Origin of the sequence: Bradyrhizobium sp. NBAIM01, assembly GCF_020194115.1 — a bacterium.
In the GTDB taxonomy this organism is placed as follows: Bacteria; Pseudomonadota; Alphaproteobacteria; order Rhizobiales; family Xanthobacteraceae; genus Bradyrhizobium; species Bradyrhizobium yuanmingense.
The window spans coordinates 252,562-275,891 of the sequence record NZ_JADYVU010000003.1 but is presented as its reverse complement, the minus strand read 5'-3'; the positions used below and the strand labels follow the sequence as shown (position 1 = coordinate 275,891).

Annotated in this window: 23 protein-coding genes; 20 read left to right on the top strand and 3 right to left on the bottom strand. The window is 64.2% G+C overall.

Annotation, left to right across the window (positions count from 1 at the left end; all coding sequences use genetic code 11):
* Window positions 1–9: 9 nt before the first annotated feature.
* Genes I6F31_RS12100 through I6F31_RS12075 form a run of 6 tightly spaced genes read left to right on the top strand, consistent with a single transcriptional unit; the run spans window position 10 to window position 5,831 of the window.
* Window positions 10–1,929, top strand: coding sequence for an N-acetylneuraminate synthase family protein (locus tag I6F31_RS12100; protein ID WP_225111908.1), 1,920 nt, complete (start codon window positions 10–12; stop codon window positions 1,927–1,929).
* Entirely contained in the window at window positions 1,929–2,618 is a 690-nt protein-coding gene (locus tag I6F31_RS12095) for an acylneuraminate cytidylyltransferase family protein (RefSeq protein WP_225148263.1), read from the top strand. Before I6F31_RS12100 ends, I6F31_RS12095 begins: the two co-directional genes overlap by 1 nt.
* Window positions 2,611–3,375, top strand: coding sequence for an SDR family oxidoreductase (locus tag I6F31_RS12090; protein WP_225148262.1), 765 nt, complete (start codon window positions 2,611–2,613; stop codon window positions 3,373–3,375). The genes I6F31_RS12095 and I6F31_RS12090 overlap by 8 nt, the downstream gene beginning before the upstream one ends.
* Window positions 3,372–4,220 (top strand): TIM barrel protein, encoded by an 849-nt coding sequence (locus tag I6F31_RS12085; protein WP_225148261.1) that lies wholly within the window; start codon window positions 3,372–3,374, stop codon window positions 4,218–4,220. The genes I6F31_RS12090 and I6F31_RS12085 overlap by 4 nt, the downstream gene beginning before the upstream one ends.
* Window positions 4,217–4,978 carry an SDR family NAD(P)-dependent oxidoreductase gene (locus tag I6F31_RS12080; protein WP_036007395.1) on the top strand — a complete coding sequence of 254 codons (762 nt, stop codon included), beginning with the start codon at window positions 4,217–4,219 and terminating at the stop codon, window positions 4,976–4,978. The genes I6F31_RS12085 and I6F31_RS12080 overlap by 4 nt, the downstream gene beginning before the upstream one ends.
* A gap of 13 nt (window positions 4,979–4,991) precedes the next feature.
* Window positions 4,992–5,831, top strand: a complete 840-nt coding sequence (locus tag I6F31_RS12075; protein WP_036007397.1) for an SDR family oxidoreductase — start codon at window positions 4,992–4,994, stop codon at window positions 5,829–5,831.
* A gap of 61 nt (window positions 5,832–5,892) precedes the next feature.
* On the opposite strand, the gene I6F31_RS12070 is transcribed toward I6F31_RS12075, so the two are convergent.
* The gene (locus tag I6F31_RS12070) at window positions 5,893–7,308 is read right to left on the bottom strand and encodes a DUF6418 domain-containing protein (RefSeq protein WP_225185446.1); all 1,416 of its coding nucleotides are present in this window, start codon (window positions 7,306–7,308) and stop codon (window positions 5,893–5,895) included.
* 8 nt (window positions 7,309–7,316) lie between these two features.
* The gene (locus I6F31_RS12065; protein WP_157784013.1) at window positions 7,317–8,174 is read right to left on the bottom strand and encodes a hypothetical protein; all 858 of its coding nucleotides are present in this window, start codon (window positions 8,172–8,174) and stop codon (window positions 7,317–7,319) included.
* A 444-nt stretch (window positions 8,175–8,618) separates the two neighbouring features.
* Here I6F31_RS12065 and I6F31_RS12060 point away from each other — a divergent pair, with 444 nt between their 5' ends.
* From I6F31_RS12060 to neuB, 7 genes are all read left to right on the top strand, one after another.
* Window positions 8,619–9,503, top strand: coding sequence for a class I SAM-dependent methyltransferase (locus tag I6F31_RS12060; RefSeq protein ID WP_057028706.1), 885 nt, complete (start codon window positions 8,619–8,621; stop codon window positions 9,501–9,503).
* Between the two features lie 51 nt (window positions 9,504–9,554).
* Window positions 9,555–9,875, top strand: a complete 321-nt coding sequence (locus I6F31_RS12055) for a hypothetical protein (RefSeq protein WP_036029851.1) — start codon at window positions 9,555–9,557, stop codon at window positions 9,873–9,875.
* A complete protein-coding gene (locus I6F31_RS12050) occupies window positions 9,869–11,071 on the top strand; it encodes an HAD-IIIA family hydrolase (protein ID WP_225148258.1) in 1,203 nt (400 codons plus the stop codon). Before I6F31_RS12055 ends, I6F31_RS12050 begins: the two co-directional genes overlap by 7 nt.
* 134 nt (window positions 11,072–11,205) lie before the next feature.
* Window positions 11,206–12,225, top strand: coding sequence for an NAD-dependent 4,6-dehydratase LegB (locus I6F31_RS12045; RefSeq protein ID WP_225148257.1), 1,020 nt, complete (start codon window positions 11,206–11,208; stop codon window positions 12,223–12,225).
* Window positions 12,218–13,444, top strand: a complete 1,227-nt coding sequence (locus I6F31_RS12040; protein ID WP_225185445.1) for a LegC family aminotransferase — start codon at window positions 12,218–12,220, stop codon at window positions 13,442–13,444. Before I6F31_RS12045 ends, I6F31_RS12040 begins: the two co-directional genes overlap by 8 nt.
* Complete coding sequence (gene neuC, locus I6F31_RS12035; RefSeq protein ID WP_225148256.1) at window positions 13,437–14,615, top strand: UDP-N-acetylglucosamine 2-epimerase; 1,179 nt, start codon at window positions 13,437–13,439, stop codon at window positions 14,613–14,615. The genes I6F31_RS12040 and neuC overlap by 8 nt, the downstream gene beginning before the upstream one ends.
* On the top strand, window positions 14,612–15,682 hold the full coding sequence (gene neuB, locus I6F31_RS12030; RefSeq protein ID WP_036007413.1) for an N-acetylneuraminate synthase: 1,071 nt from the start codon (window positions 14,612–14,614) through the stop codon (window positions 15,680–15,682). The genes neuC and neuB overlap by 4 nt, the downstream gene beginning before the upstream one ends.
* Here neuB and I6F31_RS12025 read toward each other — a convergent pair.
* The gene (locus tag I6F31_RS12025; RefSeq protein WP_036029839.1) at window positions 15,679–16,290 is read right to left on the bottom strand and encodes an acetyltransferase; all 612 of its coding nucleotides are present in this window, start codon (window positions 16,288–16,290) and stop codon (window positions 15,679–15,681) included. The genes neuB and I6F31_RS12025 overlap by 4 nt on opposite strands.
* Window positions 16,291–16,488: 198 nt before the next feature.
* Between I6F31_RS12025 and I6F31_RS12020 the strand changes: the two genes are divergently transcribed.
* Genes I6F31_RS12020 through I6F31_RS11990 form a run of 7 tightly spaced genes read left to right on the top strand, consistent with a single transcriptional unit; the run spans window position 16,489 to window position 23,330 of the window.
* On the top strand, window positions 16,489–17,538 hold the full coding sequence (locus I6F31_RS12020) for a nucleotidyltransferase family protein (RefSeq protein WP_036007417.1): 1,050 nt from the start codon (window positions 16,489–16,491) through the stop codon (window positions 17,536–17,538).
* Entirely contained in the window at window positions 17,535–18,443 is a 909-nt protein-coding gene (locus I6F31_RS12015) for a Gfo/Idh/MocA family oxidoreductase (RefSeq protein ID WP_225152453.1), read from the top strand. The genes I6F31_RS12020 and I6F31_RS12015 overlap by 4 nt, the downstream gene beginning before the upstream one ends.
* On the top strand, window positions 18,440–19,141 hold the full coding sequence (locus I6F31_RS12010) for an acylneuraminate cytidylyltransferase family protein (RefSeq protein WP_225148254.1): 702 nt from the start codon (window positions 18,440–18,442) through the stop codon (window positions 19,139–19,141). Before I6F31_RS12015 ends, I6F31_RS12010 begins: the two co-directional genes overlap by 4 nt.
* Window positions 19,142–19,154: 13 nt before the next feature.
* Window positions 19,155–19,976 (top strand): SDR family oxidoreductase, encoded by an 822-nt coding sequence (locus tag I6F31_RS12005; protein WP_225148253.1) that lies wholly within the window; start codon window positions 19,155–19,157, stop codon window positions 19,974–19,976.
* A 10-nt stretch (window positions 19,977–19,986) separates the two neighbouring features.
* Window positions 19,987–21,510, top strand: a complete 1,524-nt coding sequence (locus I6F31_RS12000) for a hypothetical protein (protein WP_225185444.1) — start codon at window positions 19,987–19,989, stop codon at window positions 21,508–21,510.
* On the top strand, window positions 21,511–22,401 hold the full coding sequence (locus I6F31_RS11995; RefSeq protein ID WP_057028697.1) for a class I SAM-dependent methyltransferase: 891 nt from the start codon (window positions 21,511–21,513) through the stop codon (window positions 22,399–22,401).
* Window positions 22,398–23,330, top strand: a complete 933-nt coding sequence (locus I6F31_RS11990; protein ID WP_050996163.1) for a hypothetical protein — start codon at window positions 22,398–22,400, stop codon at window positions 23,328–23,330. Before I6F31_RS11995 ends, I6F31_RS11990 begins: the two co-directional genes overlap by 4 nt.

Sequence of the window (23,330 nt, the reverse complement as noted above, 5' to 3'; positions counted from 1 at the left end):
AGAATGTTGATGACATCGCCCAAACAGCCTGCTCCGGTCCGCATCGGCAACCGTCTTCTGGGCGATGGCGAACCCTGCTACGTCATCGCCGAGATCGGCAACAACCATAATGGCGACTTCGACCGCGCCATTGCGCTGGTCGATGCCGCGGTCGCCGCCGGAGCTGATTGCGCCAAATTCCAGATGCGCAAGCTCGACGAGGTCTATCGCGCCTCGAGCCTGTCCGGGAAAGACGACGACCTCGCCGTCGAATATACGCTCGATCTTCTGCGCCGCTTCGAGCTGCCGACCGCACAGCAGAAGAAGATCGCCGAATATTGCGCAGCCAAGGGCATCGAGTACCTCTGCACGCCCTGGGACGCCAAGAGCGTCGCCGTGCTCGAAGGCTTCGGCGTGGAGGCCTACAAGGTCGCGTCCGCCGACCTCACCAATCTGCCGCTGCTCGCCCGCCTCACCGCCACCGGCAAGACGTTGATCGTCTCGACCGGCATGAGCACGACGGACGAGATCAAGGCCGCGGCGAAGTTCCTCGACGACCGGAATGCCAGCTACGTGCTGCTGCATTGCCAGAGCACCTACCCGGCCGCGCTCCACAACATTCATTTGCGTTTCATGGAAACGCTGCGCGAGATCCATCCGGTCGTCGGCTATTCCGGCCACGAGCGCGGCATTGCCGTTTCGACGGCCGCCGTCGCGCTCGGCGCCGTCGTCATCGAACGCCACATCACGCTCGATCGCGAGATGGAAGGTCCCGACCATGCCGCAAGTCTCGAGCCGGAGGAATTCAAGGCACTCGTCTCCGGCATTCGCGAGGTGGAAGCGGCCCGCGGCGAGAAGCTCGCCGAGCGCGCGCTGAGCCAGGGTGAGCTGATCAACCGCGAAAACCTCGCCAAGAGCCTGGTGGCCGCGCGCGACCTGTCGGCCGGCACCGTGATCTCCGAAAGCGACATCGCCGTGAAGAGCCCGGGACAGGGCCTGTCGCCGCTGAAGATGCCGGCGCTGCTCGGCCGCAAGCTGACGCGAACGATGGCGGCCGACGACTATTTCTTCCAGAGCGACCTCAATGAAGGCGCCGCGAAGGCGCGGCGCTACCGCTTCGACCGCCCCTGGGGCGTGCCGGTACGCTATCACGATACCGAACGCTTCTTGGAAATCTGCGAGCCCGACATCATCGAATTCCATCTCAGCTACAGCGACATGGAGCGCGATCCGGCGGCCTATCTGTCGGGCACCTATGATCTCGGTTTCGTGGTGCATGCGCCGGAGCTGTTTGCCGGCTCCAAGCTGATGGACCTCGCAACGCCCGACGAGGCGCTGCGGCGCTACTCGCTGGAGCAGACCCAGGCGGTGATCGACATCACCCGCGGCCTGAAGAAATTCTTCCCCAAGACCAAGCGTCCGCCCATCGTCGCCAATATCGGCGGCTTCACCATGGACGAGCCGCTGCCGCCGGAGGAGAAAGCCGAGCGCTACCGCATCTTTGCGCAGAGCTTGACCGAGCTCGACATGGAGGGTGTCGAGCTGACGCCGCAGACCATGGCGCCGTTTCCCTGGCATTTCGGCGGCCAGCGCCACCAGAACATCTTCATCTTCCCGGAGGAATCGGCCGCGTTCTGCGCCAAGCATGATTTGCGCATGTGCGTCGATATCTCCCACACCAAGCTCGCCGCCAATCATTTCGGCTTCGACTTCGCGCAGGGCCTCGCCCAGCTCGGGCCGCACACCGCGCATCTGCATTTCGGCGACGCCAAGGGCCTCGACGGCGAAGGTCTTCAGATCGGCGAAGGCGAGATCGATTTCGACGAGATCGGACAGGTGTTGCGCAAGCATGCACCGACGGCCTCGTTCATTCCCGAAATATGGCAGGGTCACAAGAACATGGGCGAAGGCTTCTGGACCGCGCTCGAGCGTCTGGAGGGACACATCTGATGGCGCGCAAGACGCTGGCCGTGATCGCCGCGCGCGGCGGCTCCAAGGGCATCCCGCACAAGAACCTGCTCGATCTCTGCGGCAAGCCCCTGATCGCCTGGACGGTCGAACAGGCCCGCGCGGCGCGCGGCGTCGACGTGGTAGCCGTCTCGTCGGACAGCGAGGCGATCCTCGCCGCGGCCGAGACCGCCGGCGCGGTCGGCGTGCGGCGCCCGGACGACATTTCGGGCGACCTCGCCTCCTCCGAATCCGCCTGGCTGCATGCCCTCGATGCGACCGAGGCGCGACTGGGCCGGTTCGAGCGCGTGGTCGCGCTTCAGGCCACATCGCCGATCCGCGAGCCCGGCGACATCGAGAACGCACTTGAGACCTTCGATCGCGACCATCTCGACAGCCTGCTGTCGGTCTGCGAGGTCGAGGACTACTTCAACTGGCGGATCGGCGCGAACGGCCCGGAGCCGATCAATTACGACTATCGCAACCGCCGCATGCGCCAGCAGATCGAGAAGCGCTACCTCGAGAACGGCTCGTTCTACGTCCTGATCCCATCCCTCCTGCGCGAGCAGAACAATCGTCTCGGCGGCAAGATCGGCTTCCACGTCATGGATCGTCACAAGATGTTCCAGATCGACCGCCCCGAGGACGTCAAGCTTTGCGCCGCCATCATGCGCAGTTACGGCTATGCCTGATCTCAGCGCCTTCTCGCTCGCAGGCAAGATCGCGGTTGTCACCGGCGCCTCGCGCGGCATTGGCGCGGCGATCGCGAGCGGCCTCAAGGATGCCGGAGCCACCGTGTTCGGCCTCAGCCGGTCCGGAACCGCGCCGCAGGGCGTCACCGCCATTGCCTGCGACCTCTCCGATGACGGCGCGATCGAAGGCGCATTCCGCAGCATCGCGGCAAAAGGCAATCGGATCGACGCACTCGTGAACGCCGCCGGCATCAGTCTTCCAGCCGAAGGCGGCGAAAGCGAGCTCGCGCGCTTCCGCGCCACGGTCGCAACCGATCTCACCGGCGTCTACGCCACCATCCTCGCCGCCTATCCGCTCCTGAAGAACGCGGGCTCGGCGGCGATCGTCAACGTCACCAGCATCAATTCTGTGCGCGGCTTCCCCGGCAATCCCGGCTACGTCGCGGCAAAGGCGGGGCTTGCCGGGCTGACGCGCGCACTCGCCGCCGACTACGCACCGGACGGCATCCGCGTCAACGCACTTGCGCCGGGCTACGTCGCGACCGAGATGACCGCGAAGAGCTATGCCGACCCCGTCATGCACGAGGATCGGCGCCGCCACACCATGCTCGGCCGCTGGGGGCACCCCGCCGACATGGTGGGTGCCGCCGTCTTTCTCGCGTCGGAAGCCTCCGCCTATGTGACCGGCCAGGAGATCTTTGTCGACGGCGGCTGGATCGCCAAGGGCCTCGCCATCAGTTCGGATAGCACATCGTGACCGCAACGCTCGAACGCATCGGCTTCATGCAGGGACGCCTGTCGGCCCTGGTCGACGGCAAGATCCAGGCGTTCCCGTGGAACGAATGGCGCGAGGAATTTCCCCGCGCCAAGGCGCTCGGCCTGACGCGGATGGAATGGACCATCGACCAGGAGCGGCTGCGCGAGAACCCGCTGATGACCGAGCCGGGACAACAGGAGATTCTGACGCTGGCACGCGAAAATGGCGTGCGCATCCCGAGCCTGACCGGCGATTGCTTCATGCAAGCGCCGTTCTGGAAGGTCGATGCGGTCGTGCGCGATGCCCTCGTCAACGATTTCGATCTCCTGATTGCCGCCTGCAGCCGCATCGGCATCGCGTTCATCGTGGTCCCGCTGGTCGACAACGGCAAGATCGAGCGCGAGAGCGAGAGCGACACGCTCAAGCGGGTGCTGATCGCCCGCCGCGAGCAGCTCATAAGACAGAACGTCAAGATCGTCTTCGAGTCCGATCTGCCGCCGCGCGACCTCGCCCGCTTCATGGAGGCGTTTCCGGCGGAGGTCTTCGGCATCAACTACGACAGCGGCAACAGCGCCTCGCTGGGCTACGACAGCGCCGAGGAGATCGAGGCCTACGCGCCCCGCATTCTCAACGTTCATGTCAAGGACCGCGTGCGCGGCGGCACCACCGTGCCGCTCGGCACCGGCAACGCTGATCTCGCGAAGACGATCCGGCTGATCGAGCGCTCCGGCTATAGGGGACAATACATCCTGCAAACCGCGCGGGCCGGCGACGGCGATCACGCCGGCGCGCTGGCGACATATCGCGACATGACGGTTCGCTGGATCGAGGATGCCGCGCGATGAAGCTCGAGCTGGATGATCGCGTCGCGCTCGTCACCGGCGCCAGCCGCGGCATCGGGCTCGCGATCGCGACGACGCTCGCCGCAGAAGGCGCCAGAGTCGCGCTCGCGGCGCGCGGCGCAGATGCGCTCGATGCCGCGCGGGCTACGGTCGGCGGCAGCACATCGGTTCACGTGGCCGATGTCACCGATCCGGCTGCGGCAGCGAGGCTGCTGAACGAGGTCGAACGGCAGTGGGGGCGCCTCGACATCCTCGTCTGCAACGTCGGCAGCGGCGCTTCCGTGCCGCCCGGGCAGGAGAATGCGGCGGAATGGTCGCGGGTGATGGATCTCAATTTCTTCGCCACGACCAACATGATCGAGGCCGCACGGCCGCTGATGGCGCGCGGCAGCGGCGACCGGTCGATTGTCTGCATCTCCTCGATCGCCGGCATGGCGGCGCTGGGCGCGCCCGTCACCTACTATGCCGCGAAGGCGGCGCTGAACGCCACCGTGCGCGGGCTGGCGCGCCCGCTGGCGCTCGAGGGCATCCGCATCAATGCGGTCGCGCCCGGCAACATCCTCGCCGCCGACGGCACCTGGGCGCGCAAGCTCGCCGAGAACAGGGCCGCGGTCGAGGACATGCTTGTGCGCGAGGTGGCGCTGCGCCGGCTCGGCAAGCCGGAAGAGGTCGCCGACCTCGTCGCATTCCTCGCCTCGCCACGCGCGGCGTTCATTACCGGCAGCGTCATGGTCGCCGACGGCGGCCAATTGCGCGGCTGAACAGGAGCTCCCGATGGCAAGCCCGTCCTCACGCTATGACCTGACCGGCCGCACCGCTCTCGTGACCGGTGCAGGCGGCCTGCTCGGCCGGCAGCATGTCGCCGCGCTCTCCGAGGCCGGCGCGCGCGTCGTCGTCACCGACGTCGGACTTGCGCAGGCCGAAGCCGCCGTTGCCGCACTCAAGCAGAATGCGCCGTCCGCCGACCTGATCGCGCTTGCGATCGACGTCACCACACTCGATTCGGTGCGCGCTGCGCACGAGCAGCTTTCCGGCCGCGGCGTCTCCGTCGACATCCTCGTCAACAACGCGGCCATCGATCCCAAGGTGACCTCCGCACCCGGCGTGATGCATTCCTCCCGCTTCGAGGCGTTTCCGGTACCGCAATGGCAGACCGAGATCGCCGTGGGCCTCACCGGCGCGATGCTGTGCGCGCAGGTGTTCGGCGGCGCGATGGCATCGCGGGGCCGCGGTGTGATCCTCAACATCGCCTCCGATCTCGGCGTGATCGCGCCGGACCAGCGGCTCTATCGCCAACCGCAGGTGACGCGCGAGGAGGAGCAGCCGGTGAAGCCGGTGACCTACTCCGTGATCAAGCACGGCTTGATCGGGCTGACGAAATATCTGGCGACGTACTGGGCCGATCACGGCGTCCGCGTCAACGCGATCTCGCCGGGCGGGGTCTTCAACAACCAGGATCCGGCCTTCGTCGAGCGACTGACGCGCCTGATCCCGATGGGCCGCATGGCCGAGGTCGACGAGTACCGCGCCGCGGTGCAGTTCCTGTGCTCGGATGCCTCGAGCTACATGACCGGGCAGAACCTGGTGATGGATGGCGGTCGAAGCGTGTGGTAGCCGCGGCGCGCCGCTCACGACGAGAGCGACACCGCTCTGCGCTGCTCGCCGGACGTAGCTCCTAAACTTTGGAAACCGCAGAGCGGCGAAACAAGCGAGTTTTGTCGGCGAGCACCCACGGGAGAACGGGACGGCCCAACATCTGCCAACGCTCCTCCAGAATGATCGCGGCGAACAGCGCGGCAATTTTGATCCAATATGTCGGCGTCGCCGCAAAGTTCAGCATGCCCCCGATGTACATGACGTAGAAGCCATACAGCACATAGAACGACAGCATTGCCGTCAGATATCGCCCGGCAACGATTGAGCGGATCATGATCGCGGAAATGAGCGCCGTGAGCCAGCCGGCTCCCAGCAGAAAGAACCAGCTCAAATAGGGACCAAACAGCTCGAAAAAGATTTCAGGAAATCCACCTGCGAATTGAAACCCGCCCGTGATGTGCTCCGTCGTCCGTGGCTCACCGATCGTTTCGGACATCAGGAACTGCGGTGTCGTGTTTCGTCCCGCAACGATGGGACGCGCGAACAGGGCATCGAAGGCACGGCGTGCATCCCAATCTCCGTTGACCAGAACACGCTGATAGGACGCCCATCCTATCTCTGACGGCTGCACGAGAGCGCGCTCCACGAAAGCGCCCCGCGCGGCCTCTCCTTCGTATCCTCTGACCCTGGTCAGATTCCAGTAGAGCGCGAATGCAATCATCGCGACCGTCGCCGCTATGATGCCGGTGCCCGCCAGCACGATGCGGCGATCGGCGATCCGAGGCAGCAAGCTTAACGAACGTCCGCCTGCAAAGCCTCGCGCCTGAACGAGCAAAGCCGCCGAGAACGGTATGATAAAGAATCCACAATATCGGTAGAAGGGCGAGAAGCGCCCGCCTACGAGAAACATGTAGAAGATCATTGCAGCCAGCAAAACCAGAAAGCGATAATCGTATCGCCGCCGTCGCAACCACTCAGCGACGAACATGGTCCCCCACCAGAAGCAGACCATGTCGCCTCGCTCGATCACCAAGCGATGAAGAAAATTGGCCTGCTCGTTGAAGGTCCAACGCTCGATCTTGGCGAACAGTGGAATGACGCCCCCCTGGATCAGAGCGCCGAAAAGCAGGATCAAGAAAAGGACCGACACGTAGAATGTGACGTCCGACAGAGTCAGTTGAGATTGGCTCGGATGCGGCTCGGGAACTGGAGCCGACCGAGCCCAATCATCCAGCGCCTGCGCATTGAAAACCCAGAGGAATGGAAGAAGCGTCAGAAAATAGGCGATCGACTGGAACACAGTCATGACGCCGGGACCAATGAACATCTGAAGCTGGGACGAAAGGATTGGCCCCGAGAGATCGATGTAGAACGAGGAGATCGTCCGCCACACGAAGGTAAACAAAAGAAAGGCGAGGCACAGGAAAATTGTCGATCTGAAGCGCAACAACCAAACGATGAAGAGCAGTATCGAGACACCAGCCAAAAGGGTCATGGCCAGCTCTACCCGACGCGGACCGATCGCTTCAGAAGGAAAGTCAAAAGGCCAATGAAGAGGACGATGCCCAAGCCCGCCAGAATGGCTCTTTGCACGAGATTGACCTCCCTGGGGCCTTCCATCACAGGAGATGATCCATCCTGCAGGCCTGTCATCCTCACGGTGCGCTCGCTATAGGTCAGTAACGCAATGCGCGTTTCGACGTTGAGAATTCCATCAACTGAGCCCCCGGGGCTCGACATCAAGGCCGTGCCATCCGGCCGAGCCGGCGTAACGTATATGTCGCCCTTCTTGAGCGAATCGCTCAGGCGCACCTTTGCATCTTGAAGGCTGTCGCGCACGGAACGCAACAATTCCATTCTGGGTTCAAGCAATTTCTGATGAACGGCTTGGATTGCGGCAACGGCCTGTTGAAGCAGGATCAGCGCCTCCTCCTTCGAGGCGGAACTTGCCTCCAGACGGATGATGGAATCGTCTATGACGATCCCGCGCAACGAAGCTCCGGCGAACGCCCCCCGGCGGTCGTGAAGTGCCTTGCGAGCATCGGCAAGTACGCTGTCTTGGAACTGAATCCCTCCGATCCGTGTCACCAGCTCACGGGCACTCTCTACGCGTTCGACGGTCATCGCAGACCGGCCGAGAAGGCCGTCAAGGCTGGGCATTGTACCAAGTGCAATCGTCGCGCTTGCGGTCCAGGATTCCACCTTTCGGCCGACGTCCAGGGAACCGAGAGCAGCCAACAACATGGCTCCGATGGCGAGCGAAAGAACCCAATGCTTCCGTACTGTTCGGATAGCGACATCGGACCACCTCGCAAGCTGCGGACGAACTGAAGCTTGGGGCGCACGCTCGATCATGGGCATGTACTCTTGTCCCGGACACAATATGAACGGAAAGCTCAATACCGTGAATGGGGCGCCCGGTCGACATCATACTAAGCAATCTATGGTTGATTAATCGGCTCCTGTGCCAAATTCTCGAGGAACCATTGTGGCCCTGGCCGCCCTCGGTCCGTCCTGCCGTCTGATCCACCAAAGGTGACCCGCGACTTTCGTCAGGCTCAAGCCTTGGTCGCCCAAGCGGCCGCTGGACATGAGGGCGCTCTTGCTACCGGAACGAGTGCCGCCATCTCTGTGCTCCAGTCCTTGCATTGGGGCTGCGGCTCCCGTATGACCGAAACTAGCTATGTGAGTTGGTATCTGCATCAAACAGGCAGAACATCGGCCTTTCTTGGACCTACACCGTGCTTCAACCACCGCTCGTCAGCATCACTCCGATCGTGGCCATTCCGGCGAGGAAATGCTGACGTGCGCTGGCAAACAAAGGCGCGGGCGTTCTCCGTATTGTCGAACATTCCCTGGGGCGAAGACCTGCATTACGCCCTGCAGCGCTACGTCACACGACGGCTGCCGCGCCCCGAACGACAGGTCAGGTCCATCTATACGCTTGCGCAGCGGCTGCTGGGCGTCCACGACAGGTACAGCATCCGACCGTTACGGGATTCGACTTTTTACGAGTTCGGCGCCGGGCGGGATCTGATCATTCCTCTCGCCTTCAGTGCACATGGGGCGCGACGTTTCATCACCGTCGACATCGAGCGCTTGGCCAAGCTGGAACTGATCCGCGCCAACGCAGCCGTGATTTCTCGACTGAGCGGGACCGACCACCCCGACTTGAAGTCCGTAGAGGACCTCGAACGTTACTGGCACATCGACTACCGCGCACCGGCCGATGCCCGAACGACAGGCCTGCCAGCCGGTTCGATCGACTGCGCGGTCTCGGTCGAAACGCTCGAGCACATTCCCAAGAGCGACATCGCGGCGATCCTGAAGGAGTTGCGACGCATCATGCGCCCTGACGGGCTTATCCTCATGCAAATCGATTACGGCGATCACTTCAAAGGCTTCGATCCGTCCATCAGCTCATTCAATTTCCTGACCTATTCCGACGAGGATTGGGCGCCCTTCCAGTCTCGCTTCCAATACGTCAATCGTTTGCGCCATAGCGAATATCTGCAGCTGTTCAGAGAGGCCGGGTTTGAACTTCTCAGCGACCAACCAGACCGCCGGCCACCTGAGCAGCAGATCCTGGAACGGTTGGCACCGCGCTTTCGAAATTTCTCTCCGGAGGATCTGTTCACGCTAGGCTCCCTGATCGTTGGCCGCCCGACTGACCTGCCGAAAGGAAATTGAAGATCGCCAATTCTCGGCTGCTGCGACGGGCCCCATCCAAGAGATCTCGCGATGTGGACGATCACATTTGTCCTGACCTTGCTGTTCTTCCTGATCCAGCTCGGCACAGTTGGCTCCGCCAGAACCTACATCCTCTCGGACCCGTATACGATCGGCATCGTCCGGGCGACCAACGGCGCGCCGGCCGCCCATCTGTTCTCCAGTCTGGACACCGTGAACGAAATGATCGCAACAGGTGCAAAATCGGTCGTACGCACGACTCTGCAGCCGGCCGAAGGAGATCAGCGGCTTGCAGATACTTGCAGCCTGATCGCCCCTCTGATGCGCGTCGTGTTGCATCACTCATGCCATCGGAGGGACAAATCATGCTGAGACAAGCCGTCATCCTCGTCGGTGGGCTCGGCACCCGCCTTGGCGAACGCACCAAATCCGTGCCGAAGCCGATGCTCGAGATCGGCGGCCGGCCGTTTCTCGACACGCTGATCGATGAACTCGCCCGCTATCAGGCCTTCGATGAGATCCTGTTGCTTGCCGGCCACAAGGCCGACATCGTCGAGAGCCACTACGCCGGAGCGGCGCGGGGCCGGGCAAAGATCGTCGTGTCGCGCGAAACCGAGCCGCTCGGTACCGGCGGCGCGCTCGTGAACGCGCGCGATCTGCTGCACGACCGTTTCCTGCTGCTCAACGGCGACTCGCTGTTCGACTTCAACCTGCTTGATCTGATCGCGCGTGCGCGGGACGGTCGGATTCACATGGCATTGCGCGACGGCGTCGTCGGGGACCGCTACGGGCGCGTCGCGCTCGAGGGCAGCGTGGTGCGCGATTTCATCGCCCCGGGTGCGGGCGCCACGGGGCCGGTCAATGCCGGGATCTACGTCGTCAAGAAGTCCGTTCTCGCCGATATCGCGAAGCTTCCCGCCTCCCTCGAACAGGACGTGTTTCCCGGCCTTGCCGCGCGCGGCGAGCTGCGCGGCACCGCCTATCGCGGCTATTTCATCGACATCGGCATCCCCGACGATTTCGCGCGCGCCGACCGCGAGCTGCGCGAGAAGCTGCGGCGTCCCGCCGTGTTCTTCGACCGTGACGGCGTGCTCAACCATGATTCCGGCTACACATTCGAGACGCACAAGCTCGAATGGATCGACGGGGCACGCGAGGCCGTGAAGGCCGTCAACGACGCCGGCCATTTCGCCTTCGTCATCACCAATCAATCCGGCGTCGCGCGCGGCTATTACGAGGAGCATCACGTCGTCACTCTGCACCGCTGGATGGCGGACCAGATGGCACTCGTCGGCGCGCATATCGACGCCTTCGAATATTGCCCCGATCATCCCGAGGGAACCGTGGCCCGCTATTGCCGCGTCAGCGACCGTCGCAAGCCGGCGCCGGGCATGATCGCCGACCTGGCGCAGCGTTTCCCCATCGACATGGCGCGCAGCATGGTGATCGGCGACAAGCCGAGCGACCTCGAGGCCGCGCAGGCTGCCGGACTTCCCGGCCATTTGTTCCAGGGCGGCAATCTCGAGTCGTTCGTAAGAGCGCGCCTGAACGCGGCCGGCAACACTTAGATGGCGCGTCAAAAACTGCTGCATTCCCGGGCATTTGTCAGCTTTCGCACCGCTGCTATGTTGCGCGCGACCGCCAGTATGCTATAGCGCCATCTTGTTGCGAAGACTGGCTTAATCGCCTTTTGGGGTCCGGCATGGCAGATCTGAGGGACGCCCGCGTCCTCGTTACCGGCAGCGATGGCTTCATCGGTTCGCATGTCGTCGAGGAGCTGGTGAAAGCCGGGGCCTGCGTCAAGGCGATCGTCTATTACAACTCCTTCAACTCGTGGGGCTGGCTGGACACCGTTCCTGCCGACATCATGAAGTGCGTGGAGGTGGTCGCCGGCGACATCCGCGATCCGCATTTCATGATCGCAGCCGCAAGCGGCTGCACCGACGTGCTGCACCTGGCGGCGCTGATCGCGATTCCCTTCTCCTATGTCGCGCCCGATTCCTATGTCGAGACCAATGTGCGCGGCACCGTGAACGTGCTCCAGGCCGCGCGCATGGCCGGCGTGCGGCGCTTCGTGCAGACCTCGACCAGCGAGGTCTATGGCACGGCGCAGACCGTTCCGATCAAGGAGGGCCATCCGCTGGTCGGCCAGTCGCCCTACTCGGCCTCGAAGATCGCCTCCGATCAGATGGCGCTATCGTTCCACGCCTCGTTCGACCTGCCGGTCGTGGTGATCAGGCCGTTCAACACCTATGGACCGCGGCAATCGGCGCGCGCGGTGATCCCTACCATCATCAGCCAGATCGCGACCGGCAAGCGCAGGATCCGTCTCGGCGCCGTCAGCCCGACCCGTGACTTCTCCTTCGTCACCGACACCGCGCGCGGCCTGATCGCAGGACTCACCGCTCCGGCCGAGCAGACCGTCGGCCAGACCATCAATCTCGGCAGCGGCTTCGAGATCTCGGTCGGCGCCACCGCGCAGATGATCGCCGACGTGATGGGGACCACGATCGAGATCGAGACCGACGAGGCGCGGCTGCGCCCCGCCAATAGCGAGGTCGAGCGCCTCTGGGCCGACAATTCCAAGGCGCGCCAGCAGCTCGGCTGGGCCCCGGAATTCGGTGGGATCGAAGGCATGCGCCAGGGCATCGTGAAGACGGTGAACTGGTTCACCAATCCCGTAAATCTCGGCCGCTACAAGGCGGACGTCTACAATGTCTGAGGCAATTGTGGGAACGGCCGCGACCAGATCCGACCTCTCTACGCGCACCTTCGATCCGAAGGCCGTGGTCGATGCCGTCCGGCGCGCCGCAGGCACGCCCAACGGCATCCTCGGCCTGCACGAGCCGGTGTTTGCCGGCAACGAGGTCGCCTATCTCGAAGAATGCATCAAGAGCACTTTCGTCTCCTCGGTCGGCCCGTTCGTCGACCGCTTCGAGCGGATGCTGGAGGAGGTGACGGGCGCCAAACGCGCGGTCGCCGTCGTCAACGGCACGGCGGCATTGCACGCCTGCTTCCGCCTCGCCGGCGTCGAGCCTGGCGACGAGGTCATCTCGCCGGCGCTGACCTTCATCGCGACCACGAACGCGATCGCCTATTGCGGGGCGGTGCCGCATTTCGTCGACAGCTCCTTCGCCACGCTCGGCATGGACCCGCGCGCCCTCGCCGCGCGGCTCGAGAGGATTGCCGAGCGAACGCCAAAGGGCGCGGTCAATCGCGAGACCGGACACCGCATAGCTGCGATCTCGCCGATGCACACGTTCGGGCATCCCGTCGAGCTCGACGAGATCGCCGCGATCGCCCGCGACTGGGGCATCGCACTGGTGGAGGACGCCGCGGAATCCTTGGGCTCGACCTACAAGGGTCACACCGTCGGATCGCAGGCGCGGCTCGCGGCGCTGAGTTTCAACGGCAACAAGATCGTCACCACAGGCGGCGGCGGCGCCATCCTCACCAACGACGAGGAGCTCGGACGCCGCGCCAAGCATCTCACCACCACCGCGAAGCTGCCGCACAAATGGGCCTTCGTGCACGACGAGATCGGCTTCAACTACCGCCTGCCCAACCTGAATGCCGCGCTCGGCTGCGCCCAGCTCGAGCAGCTCGACGGTTTCCTGGCAAGCAAGCGCCGGCTGGCTGCGGCCTATGAGCGCGTCTTTGCGGACGTTCCTGGCGTGAGCTTCTCGCGCGAGCCCGAGGGCACCACGAGCAATTACTGGCTGAACGCGATCCTGCTCGACGAGGCCCATGCCGGACGGCGGGACGACCTGCTGACGGCGCTGAACGAAGCCGGCTTCGGCGCGCGACCGGCCTGGACCCTGATGCACCGCCTGCCGATGTTCTCGGACAGCCCGCGCGGCGATCTCGCCACCGCCGAGTCGATCGAGCGCCGCCTGATCAACCTGCCGAGCAGCGCCAGCATCAGAGCCCGCGATGAATAGCGGCACGCGAAAGATCTGCTTCGTCACCGGCAGCCGGGCCGATTTCGGGCTGCTGGTCTGGCCGATGCGCGCGATCCGCGAGACGTCAGGCTTGAGGCTCCAGCTCATCGCCACCGGTATGCATCTCGCGCCCGAGTTCGGCTACACCTTCAACGCCATCCGCGACGAGGGCTTCGAGGTCGACGAGCGCGTCGAGACGCTGCTTGCCAGCGACACCGGCGCGGGCGTTGCAAAATCGGTCGGGCTCGGCGTGATCGGCTTTGCCGACGCGTTCACGCGGCTGCAACCGGATCTCGTCGTCGTGCTCGGCGACCGCTTCGAGATGTTTGCGGCCGCCCAGGCCGCGATGTTCATGCGGCTGCCGATGGCGCATCTGTTCGGCGGCGACGTCACCGAAGGCGCGGTCGACGAATCCGTCCGCCACGCCATCAGCAAGATGTCGCATCTGCATTTCACCAGCAATCAGGACTCGACGCGGCGCTTGATGCAGCTTGGCGAGCACCCAACCCGTGTCCACACCATCGGCTCGGTCGGCATCGACGCCATCAAGCATCTCGATCTGATGAACCGCGACGACATCGGCAACGCGATCGGGATGCCGCTCGGCGAGCGCAATGCGCTCGTGACGTTCCATCCGGTGACGGTCGAGGCCGGACGCTCGGCGGCCGAGCTGGATGAGCTGTTCGCGGCGCTGTCGAGGCTCGATCCCGGCTTTCGCCTCATCTTCACGCTCGCCAATGCCGATGCCGAAGGGCGCGCGCTGAACGACCGGACCAAGGCCTTCGCGGCCGGCCGGCCGAACACGATCGCGGTCGCGTCGCTCGGGCAGCTCCGCTATCTCAGCCTGATGAGCCAGGTGGACGTCGTGATCGGCAATTCGTCGAGCGGCATCCTCGAAGCGCCGTCATTCGGTGTTCCGACGGTGGATATCGGCGACCGTCAGAAGGGGCGCGAGCGCGCCGACTCGGTATTTCACGCCACGCCCGAGCGCGGCGCGATCGCCGCGGCGATCTCGCAAGCGCTTGAGCGGGGCCGCAAGGACACCGTCAATCCCTATGGCGACGGCGATTCCAGCCGGCGCTTTGCCGACATCATCGCGGCCATCCCGGATTTCGGCCAGCTCCTGAAGAAGGGCTTCTACGAAGCTCCCGCAAACGGAGCGCGGCCATGACGAGACACACGCTGATCATCGCGGAGGCCGGCGTCAATCACGACGGCAGCCTGGACAAGGCACTGGCCCTCGTCGATGCTGCGGCCGATGCCGGTGCCGACATCGTCAAGTTCCAGACCTTCAATGCAAAGGCGCTGGCGGGCGGAGCGGCGAAGAAGGCCGGCTACCAGCAGCGCACGACGGACGCCGCCGAGAGCCAGCTCGCCATGCTGGAACGTCTCGAGCTGCCGCAGGCTGCACATCACACACTGATCGCGCGCGCCGAGGAGCGCGGTATCGAGTTCCTGTCGACACCCTTCGACGACGCTTCACTCGCCTTTCTGCTGTCGCTCGAACTGCCGCGCATCAAGATCGGATCGGGCGATCTCACCAATGCCCCGCTGCTGCACGCTGCAGCGAGGGCCGGTGCGACGCTGATCCTCTCGACCGGCATGGCGACGCTCAGCGAGATCGAGGAAGCCCTCGGCGTATTGGCGCACGGCTACGCGCAGCGCAACGATGCTGCGGGCCTCGCATCTTTCCGCGCGGCGTGGCGCGATCCGGCAGCGCGCGCCGCGCTGGCGCGGCACGTCAGCCTGCTCCATTGCACGACCGAATATCCCTGCCCCATCGCCGATGTGAACCTCGCTGCGATGGCGACGATGCGGTCGGCGTTCCAGCTTCCGGTCGGCTATTCCGATCACACTGACGGTTTCGAGGTTTCGGTCGCCGCGGTCGCGCTCGGCGCGGCGGTCATCGAGAAGCACCTGACGCTGGATCGCAGCGCGCCCGGTCCCGACCACGCGGCCTCGCTCGAACCTGATGATTTCAAGCGGATGGTCGGCGCCATCCGCAATGTTGAGGCCGCGCTCGGCGACGGCGTTAAGGCACCGAGGGAGTCCGAGGTCGGCAATGTGCCGGTCGCGCGCAAGAGCATCGTGGCGGCACGCGCACTGAAGGCCGGCGAGATCATCGGCCCGGCCGACATCACCGCCAAGCGGCCGGGCACGGGGCGGTCGCCGATCGAGTACTGGTCCCTGATCGGGACCGCGGCACCGCGGGCGCTCGAGCCGGATGATCCGGTCTAGCGGCGAGGCTTGGCAGGAACCCCGCGCAGCACCGAGCCGGACGGCCATGAGCCGGTGACGACAGAGCCCATCGCGACCAGCGTATCGTTGCCGATGGAAATGTGATCGCGGACACGGCTGCCGAGCCCGACGAAGCAATTGTCGCCGATCTCGGCGCCACCGCCGACCACCGTTCCCGGCGAGAGATGGGTGTAGTGTCCAATGCGCACGTCGTGCTCGACGACCGCGCCCGAATTGATGATGCAGTGATGGCCGATCATGCTTCGCGCATTGACGATCGCGCCCGGCATGATGACGCAGCCCAGACCGATCGTTGCCGACGGCGAGACGAACGCGCGCGGATGGATCACCGACGCCCAGCGCGTCAGCTGCAGCCGGCCGATCATCTGCCGGCGCGCGGGCCCCGCCTGCATCGTTCCGACCCCGACCACGAAGGCGGCATCGGGATAGTTCGGCGCAACATCATCGGTTCCGAGATAGCGCGCATCGCCCAACGTTCCCGGCTGGCGATCGAGGAAACCGATGACGTTGAACTGGCCCGACAGAAGCGCTGCCTCGTAGACCATGAAGGCATGTTCGCCGCCGCCGATGATGATCAGATCGTCCATCGCGATTCCCCTGAGCTGCACCGATCTTAGCGGCCGGGCCCGGGCGCTTCAAACCGACCGATTGCGCCTGAAAACGCTTGAATTAACAAGGACAAGCCCGGGTCCCCTGACGGGGTTGACGCCGCCTCTCGCAGCCGCGATATAGCAGGCTCAGCCGTGGGCTGCCCACAAATCCGGCGTGTACGAGGCAGAATTGCCATGAAATCCTGGCGCAAGGCCATCGTCGGTACCCAGGCCAGTGTGGGCGAGGCCATTGCCGCGATCGAGAGCGGAAGCATCCAGATTGCGCTGGTGCTCGACGACCAGAACCGGCTGCTCGGCGTGGTCACCGACGGCGACGTCAGACGCGGACTGCTGCGCGGCATCGCCCTCACCGGGCTTGCGACCGACATCATGAACCGGACGCCGGTGTCGGCCCCTGCGACCTTGCCCCGTGAGGATCGCCTGCATTTGATGCGGCAGAGGTCGATCAAGCAGCTCCCGCTCGTCGACGAGGGCGGCCATCTCGTCGTGGTCGAGACGCTCGATGAGCTGCTCGAGCCGCGCCAGTATCAGAATCCGGTGCTGATCATGGCCGGCGGCCTCGGCGAGCGCCTGGGTGCGCTGACGCGCGACGTTCCGAAGCCGATGCTCAATGTCGGCGGCCGCCCGCTGCTCGAGACGATCGTCCGCAACGTCGTCCAGCAAGGCTTCGGCAACATCTTCATTTCGGTGAACTACAAGGCCCAGACGATCAAGGATTACTTTGCCGATGGCGTCGCCTTTGGCGCCAACATCCAGTACGTGCACGAGACCGAGCGCCTCGGCACTGCCGGTGCGCTCGGGCTGTTTGCAACACCGCCGGATCTGCCGATGATCGTCACCAACGGCGACATCCTCACCACGATCAACTACGGAGCGCTTCTCGACTTCCACAACGGAGCGCCGGCAGAAGCGACGATGGCTGTCCGCGAGCACAAGGTGCACGTCCCCTATGGGGTGGTGTCCACCACGGACGGATTTCTCCAGACCATTCGCGAGAAGCCGACCGAGAGCTGGTTCGTCAGTGCGGGCATCTATGTGATCGGCAGGTCGGTCTTCCGCCACGTCACGCGGGGCGTCAGCATCGATATGCCGACCGTGCTCGAGCGCGTGATCGCCGACAAGGGACGCGTCGCGGTCTATCCAATTCGCGAGTACTGGCTCGACATCGGCCGGCTGGAGGATTTCGAGCAGGCGCATGCGGAGTTTCACGAGGTCTTCCCGTGATCTCGACAACAGCCGTCGTGGTTGGCCTCGGCTCGATCGGCACAAGGCATGCGCGCGTCCTGCGCGAGCTCGGCCTTCGGGTCGCAACGGTCAGCCGGCGCGAAGGTGGCGACTACGGTTCGATCGCGCAGGCCGTTGCGGCGGCGCATCCGGACTACGTGGTGATTGCCACCGAGACGGCGCGCCATGCGGACAATCTGCAAGAGCTGGCGCAAACCGGCTTCCGTGGCAATGTCCTCGTCGAAAAGCCGCTTTTCGCAACGCCGGCACCGGCCCCGAAATATCCGTTTGCCCATGTCAGCGTCGGATACAATCTGCGCTTTCACCCAGTGATGACGGCGCTGGCGGACATGCTGCGCGGACGCGACGTGATCACGGTCGGCGCCTATGTCGGCCAGGACATCAGGGACTGGCGACCGGACCGCGATCACCGCACAACCGCCTCCGCCACGGCTGATGCCGGGGGCGGCGTGCTGCGGGATCTCAGCCACGAGCTGGACTATCTGCTCTGGCTGTTCGGGCCATGGCATCGCGTCGCTGCGCTTGGCGGCGCCTCCGGTGCGCGCGACATCGACGTCGACGACCACCTTGACCTGCTGCTCGATATGCAGCGGGCGCCGTCCGTCCACGTCCACATGGACTATCTCGACCGTCAGGGCGTCCGCCGCATTCGCGTCAATGTCGAGGACGACACCATCGAGGCCGATCTCGTCGGCGGCCGCCTCGCCGTCAACGGCAAGGCAAGGGAGATTCCCAGCGAGCGCGACCAGACCTACCGCGACATGCATGTCGCCGCGATGCAAGGCGCCAGTCCGGCCTGCTCCCTGCCGGAGGCCCTCGGCGTCATGCATCTGATCGACGCCAGCGAGCGCGCGTTGCGCAGCAAGACCTGGGTGTCGCCATGAGCCTTGTCTGTACCATCTGCGCGCGAGGCGGCTCGAAAGGTGTCGTCGGCAAGAACGCGCGCGATCTCCTGGGTAGGCCCGTGCTCGCGTGGAGCATCGAGCAGGCGCGCGAGACCGGCCTGTTCGACGCGATCGCCTTCAGCAGCGATTCGGACGCCTTGCTCGATGCGGCGGTGAAGGCCGGCGCCGATATCGCGGTCAAACGCCCCGACGAGATGGCGACCGACACCGCGCCGAAGCTGCCGGCGATCCGGCACTGCCTCGAGCAGGCCATAGCGCAAATGGGTCGGACGCCGGAAATTTTCGTCGATCTCGACGTCACTTCCCCGCTCAGGCTGGCCTCGGACATCACCGGTGCAGTGGCGTTGCTGCGCGAGAGCGGCGCGCGCAATGTCATCACCGGTGCGCCGGCGCGGCGCTCGCCGTATTTCAACCTCGTCGAGCAGCGCACCGACGGCAGCGTCGGCCTCTCGAAATCCGCCAATCCGCCGATCACCCGACGGCAGGATGCCCCGCGCTGCTTCGACATGAACGCGTCGATCTATGTCTGGCGCGTCGCACCGTTCCTGGAGCACCCCGCGGTGTTCTATCCGGATACGCGCCTGTTCGAGATGCCGGAAGAGCGTTCGATCGACATCGATTCGGATCTCGATTTTGCGCTGGTGGAACTGTTGCTCCGCCAACGAGTGCCGGCCTGAGGAGGCGCAAGCGATGACCACGAGCTTCAAGGCTCTGTTCGATCTGACCGGGCGTACGGCCGTCGTCACCGGCGGCTGCGGCATTCTCGGACGTCGATTTGCCGAGGGGCTTGCCGAGTTCGGCGCCAATGTCGCGATCGTGGATCTCGATCAGGCCGCGACCGACGCCGCGGCGGCCGAGGTCGCCTCACGCCATGCCGTCCGGGCCAGGGGCTACGGTTGCGACATCACCAATCCCGATGCGGTGCGCAAGACGGCCGATGCGATCGAATCCGACCTTGGCGCGGTCTCGATCCTGCTCAACAACGCCGCCAGCAAGACCCGCGATGTGGACGCCTTCTTCGCTCCGGTCGAGGCGTTCTCGCAGGATACCTGGCGCGAGATCATGTCGGTCAATCTCGACGGCATGTTCACCGTCGCGCAAGTGTTCGGCGGCCGGATGGCGGAGCGCGGCTACGGCGCCATCGTGCAGACCGCCTCGATCTACGGCCTGATGGCGCCCGACCAGCGCATCTACGAGGGCTCCGAATATCTCGGCCGCGCCATCAACACGCCGGCCGTCTATACGGCGTCCAAAGCCGGGGTCATCGGCCTGACCAAGCACCTTGCGACTTATTGGGCGGCGAAGGGTGTTCGGGTCAACACGCTGACCCCGGGCGGGGTGGAGAGCGGCCAGAACGAGACCTTCAAGGCGCGCTACGGTGCTCGCGTCCCGCTTGGCCGCATGGCGCGGGCGGATGAGATGGTGGGGACCATGCTGTTCCTGGTGTCCGACGCGGCCTCCTACGTGACGGGGCAGAACATCGCCGTCGATGGCGGATTGAGCGCCTGGTAACGAAACACCAATGATCAAGCGCCTGATCCAGAACACGGTGATTTCGGCGTTTGCCTTCGGCGTGGCCGCCTTGCTGGGCCTCGCAGTCATTCCGCTGATCATCGGAACCTGGGGCGTGACAGAGTTCGGTCTCATCGTCATTTCGCGGCTTCTGCTTCCCAGCGGCATGATGGCGGTGCTGGACCTCGGCCTGTCCGAAGTCGCCACCCAGGTCGTCGCGCGCGCGCGCGAGCACCGTAACTGGACCCAGGCCAGCCGCCAGATCGCCTTCCTGGGCGCGGCCTCCATCGCTCTTGCCTTGATCCTCAGCGCCGCGATCTGGCTCGCGACGCCGCTGTTCGTCATCGCGATGAAAGTTGACGCCGCACACCTCGATACGTTCGCCCGCATCATGCATTACACGGCCCTCGCGAATCTGATCTTCGTTCCGGCGCTGGTGTGGGAAGGCATTGTCAAAGGCTTCGAGCGCTACAACCTGCTCCGCGCCGCCGAGGTCACGTCGACGGCGGCCTATGTCGGCCTGACATTCGCAGCATCGTGGGCGGCGGCAGGCTTCGAGGTGGTCGCCTACATCTATCTCGCCACCCTGGTGGCCCGCGCCGTCGTCATCGGTATTGCCGCCTTCGTCGCCCTGCGGCACAAGCACGTGCGATTGCTGCCCTGGACCCGGGACATCCGAAAGGACATTCTGCATCGTTGCCTGCTGCTGCTGCAAGGCAAGCTGATGGGCGGCATTTCCGGACCGTTTCAACCGTTCCTGATCGGATTGCTGTTCGGCCCCAGGGCCGTCGGCACCTACGACGCGCTGGTACGATTGTCGCGGCTCTCCAAGGTTGTGGTCAGTCTCCTGACTTCCGCTCTGCTTCCGGTTGCCAGTCGGCTCGACGAGCGCGGCAGCGCCGCGTCGTTCCAGCGCCTCGGCGACCTCGGCGTCGTCATGATGCCGATGTTCGTCGTACCGCCGCTCGCCAGCACCGCTATCCTTTCGCCTCAAATCATGGAGGTCTGGATCGGCCCGCTTCTTGCGCCCTACGCGTTCTGGATGGGCCTCAGCTTCCTGGTTCCGATCTGCGCGCAATATGTGGCAACCGGCAGCCTGATCTTCCTGACGCGGCCCGAGGTGCAGGCCAAGCTCAACCGGCTGGTGGCCGTTCAGCTTCTGATCTGGGCGGCGATCTCCGCCGCGACACTGCATTTGTTCGCGGAACGCGCCCTGATACTTGGCCAGGTCATCGGCAGTATCGCCGTGCTTCCCTTGCAGTTGAGAGAGTTGCGCAGTGCACTCGAGCTCGATCGCAATCAGTTCGCGAAGATCATCGGAACCCAGTTCGCAATCCTCCTCCTGGCAAGCGTTTTTCTAGCAACAATTGCAGGTTACATTCGGTTCGACAGCGTGCTAAAGCTCGCGCTCGGTTCCATGGTTTTCTGTCTGGTGACCTGGGTGCTCCAATACTTCCTGGTGCTGGAGAAGCGGCACCGGAGTGTATTTCCCGCCGTCGGGCAATTGATGGGACTGACATCCAAAAGCAGTTGAATGAACATCCACGCGACAGATACGAAAGCGGTCACTCCAGGGTTCGCTCCGGCGTCTTTGTCGGACAAGGCCATGAGCTATGCTATCGACGCAGCAAGGAGCATTGGCCGTCTTGCCTTGCGCCGCGTGAAGCGCACGGCCGACATCGTCGATTCCGAGTATAATCTGACGCATTGGCAGCGGATGCTGTCAGAAAAGAAATGGACCAAGGCTGCCAACGTCGACGAGTTCCTGATACAGAAGAACCCCGCGCTGGGTCTTCGCAAGGTGGACAATCAGATTTGCAGGACCGCGGCTGACGACTACTATCGCTATCGCGCCAGAGCCCTCGCCGACCTGCTGGCACGGCATACTGGTGGCGCCACGGAGGTCATCGAACTCGGCGCGGGCTGCGGCATCAATCTGCTGTCGCTTCACCTCAGTCATCCCGACTGGAGGCTCCGCGGGTTCGACATCGCGCCGAACGGCATTGCTGCGGGCCGGGAGATCGCAGCACATTTTGGCCTTTCGGACCGGATATCGCTCGACAAAATCGACCTGACCGACAGCAACGACCCGAACTATCCCGCCATCAAGGATCAGGTCGTCTTCACGTACTTCTGCATCGAGCAGATCCCTTATGACGTGCGCAAGGTGGTGGACAACATCATTGCTGCGAGGCCAAAGCGCGTCATCAACATCGAGCCGACGACGGAGCTACTGAATCTCTCGAGCCCCCGAGATATCGTCAGCTTCCTCTACATCCGTTCGGTCGACTACCAGACGCAGCTGTTCTCGACGCTCGACGATTACGAGCGGCAGGGCCGCCTCCGCGTCCTGGCGCGCGAACGAATGCCGTTCGCGCCGACGATCCACAATGATGGTTTTTTGTATTGCTGGGAGCCCACATGACAGCCATCGACACGACGACTGATCGGCCCGCCCCGAGCAAGCCAAAGGTCAGCCAATTCCGTCGCCTCCTGTGGCATGTCAATCGCACTGATCTTGGATGGGCGATAAAGGCAGCTCTGACCACCTTGCAGTTGCCAGCGCGCGCCAAACGCATCGAGCTCCTCAATCGGCTTCCCTCGAAGCCCGAATGGTCCGAGGCGAGCCGCAAGCTGGCGGCGGACGGGTATGTCGACGTGTCCGAGCTCGTGGACCGCAGCCTCGCTGAAGCGGTCGCTGCGGTGGGCGAGGCCAAGGTGAGCCGGCTGAACGAACTTACCGGCAAGCAGCAGCTCGGGCATAAGTCCTTCTGGGTCAGTCTGCTGGACGAAGACCTCGTCAACGGCGCATTCGCGACCGACCATCCTTTCGTGCGCTACGCCCTACAACCGGCTGCACTGCGCATCATCGGCGACTTCATGCACGATCTGCCACAATTGTCGGACGTATTGCTGACGCTGTCGCAACCCACTCCGAACCAAGCACTGAGTTACTCTCAGCTGTGGCATCTGGATCACGACGACAAGCGCGTGTGCAAGCTCTTCATCTATCTCACCGATGTAAGGGACACGGCCGACGGTCCGTTCACGTTCATCCCGGCCGGCCCGTCGAGGCCTTTCCGCAACACGCTGAAGAGCCACATGAGCGACGCACAGGTGTTCGCCAAGACCGGTCCTGACGCGGTCAAGGAAATGATCGCGCCGCGCCTGTCTTCCTTCATTGTGAACACGGCCCGCTGCCTGCATATGGGAAGCCGAATTCAGTCGGATCACAACCGCCTCCTCTACACGGCAACCTACATCCAACAGCCGCGCATCTTCCCCGAGCCGCCGCCGCGCTTCCGAGCGGCCGGCGCGCTGACGGAGCTCGAGCGCGCAGTAATGCGGCTCTGA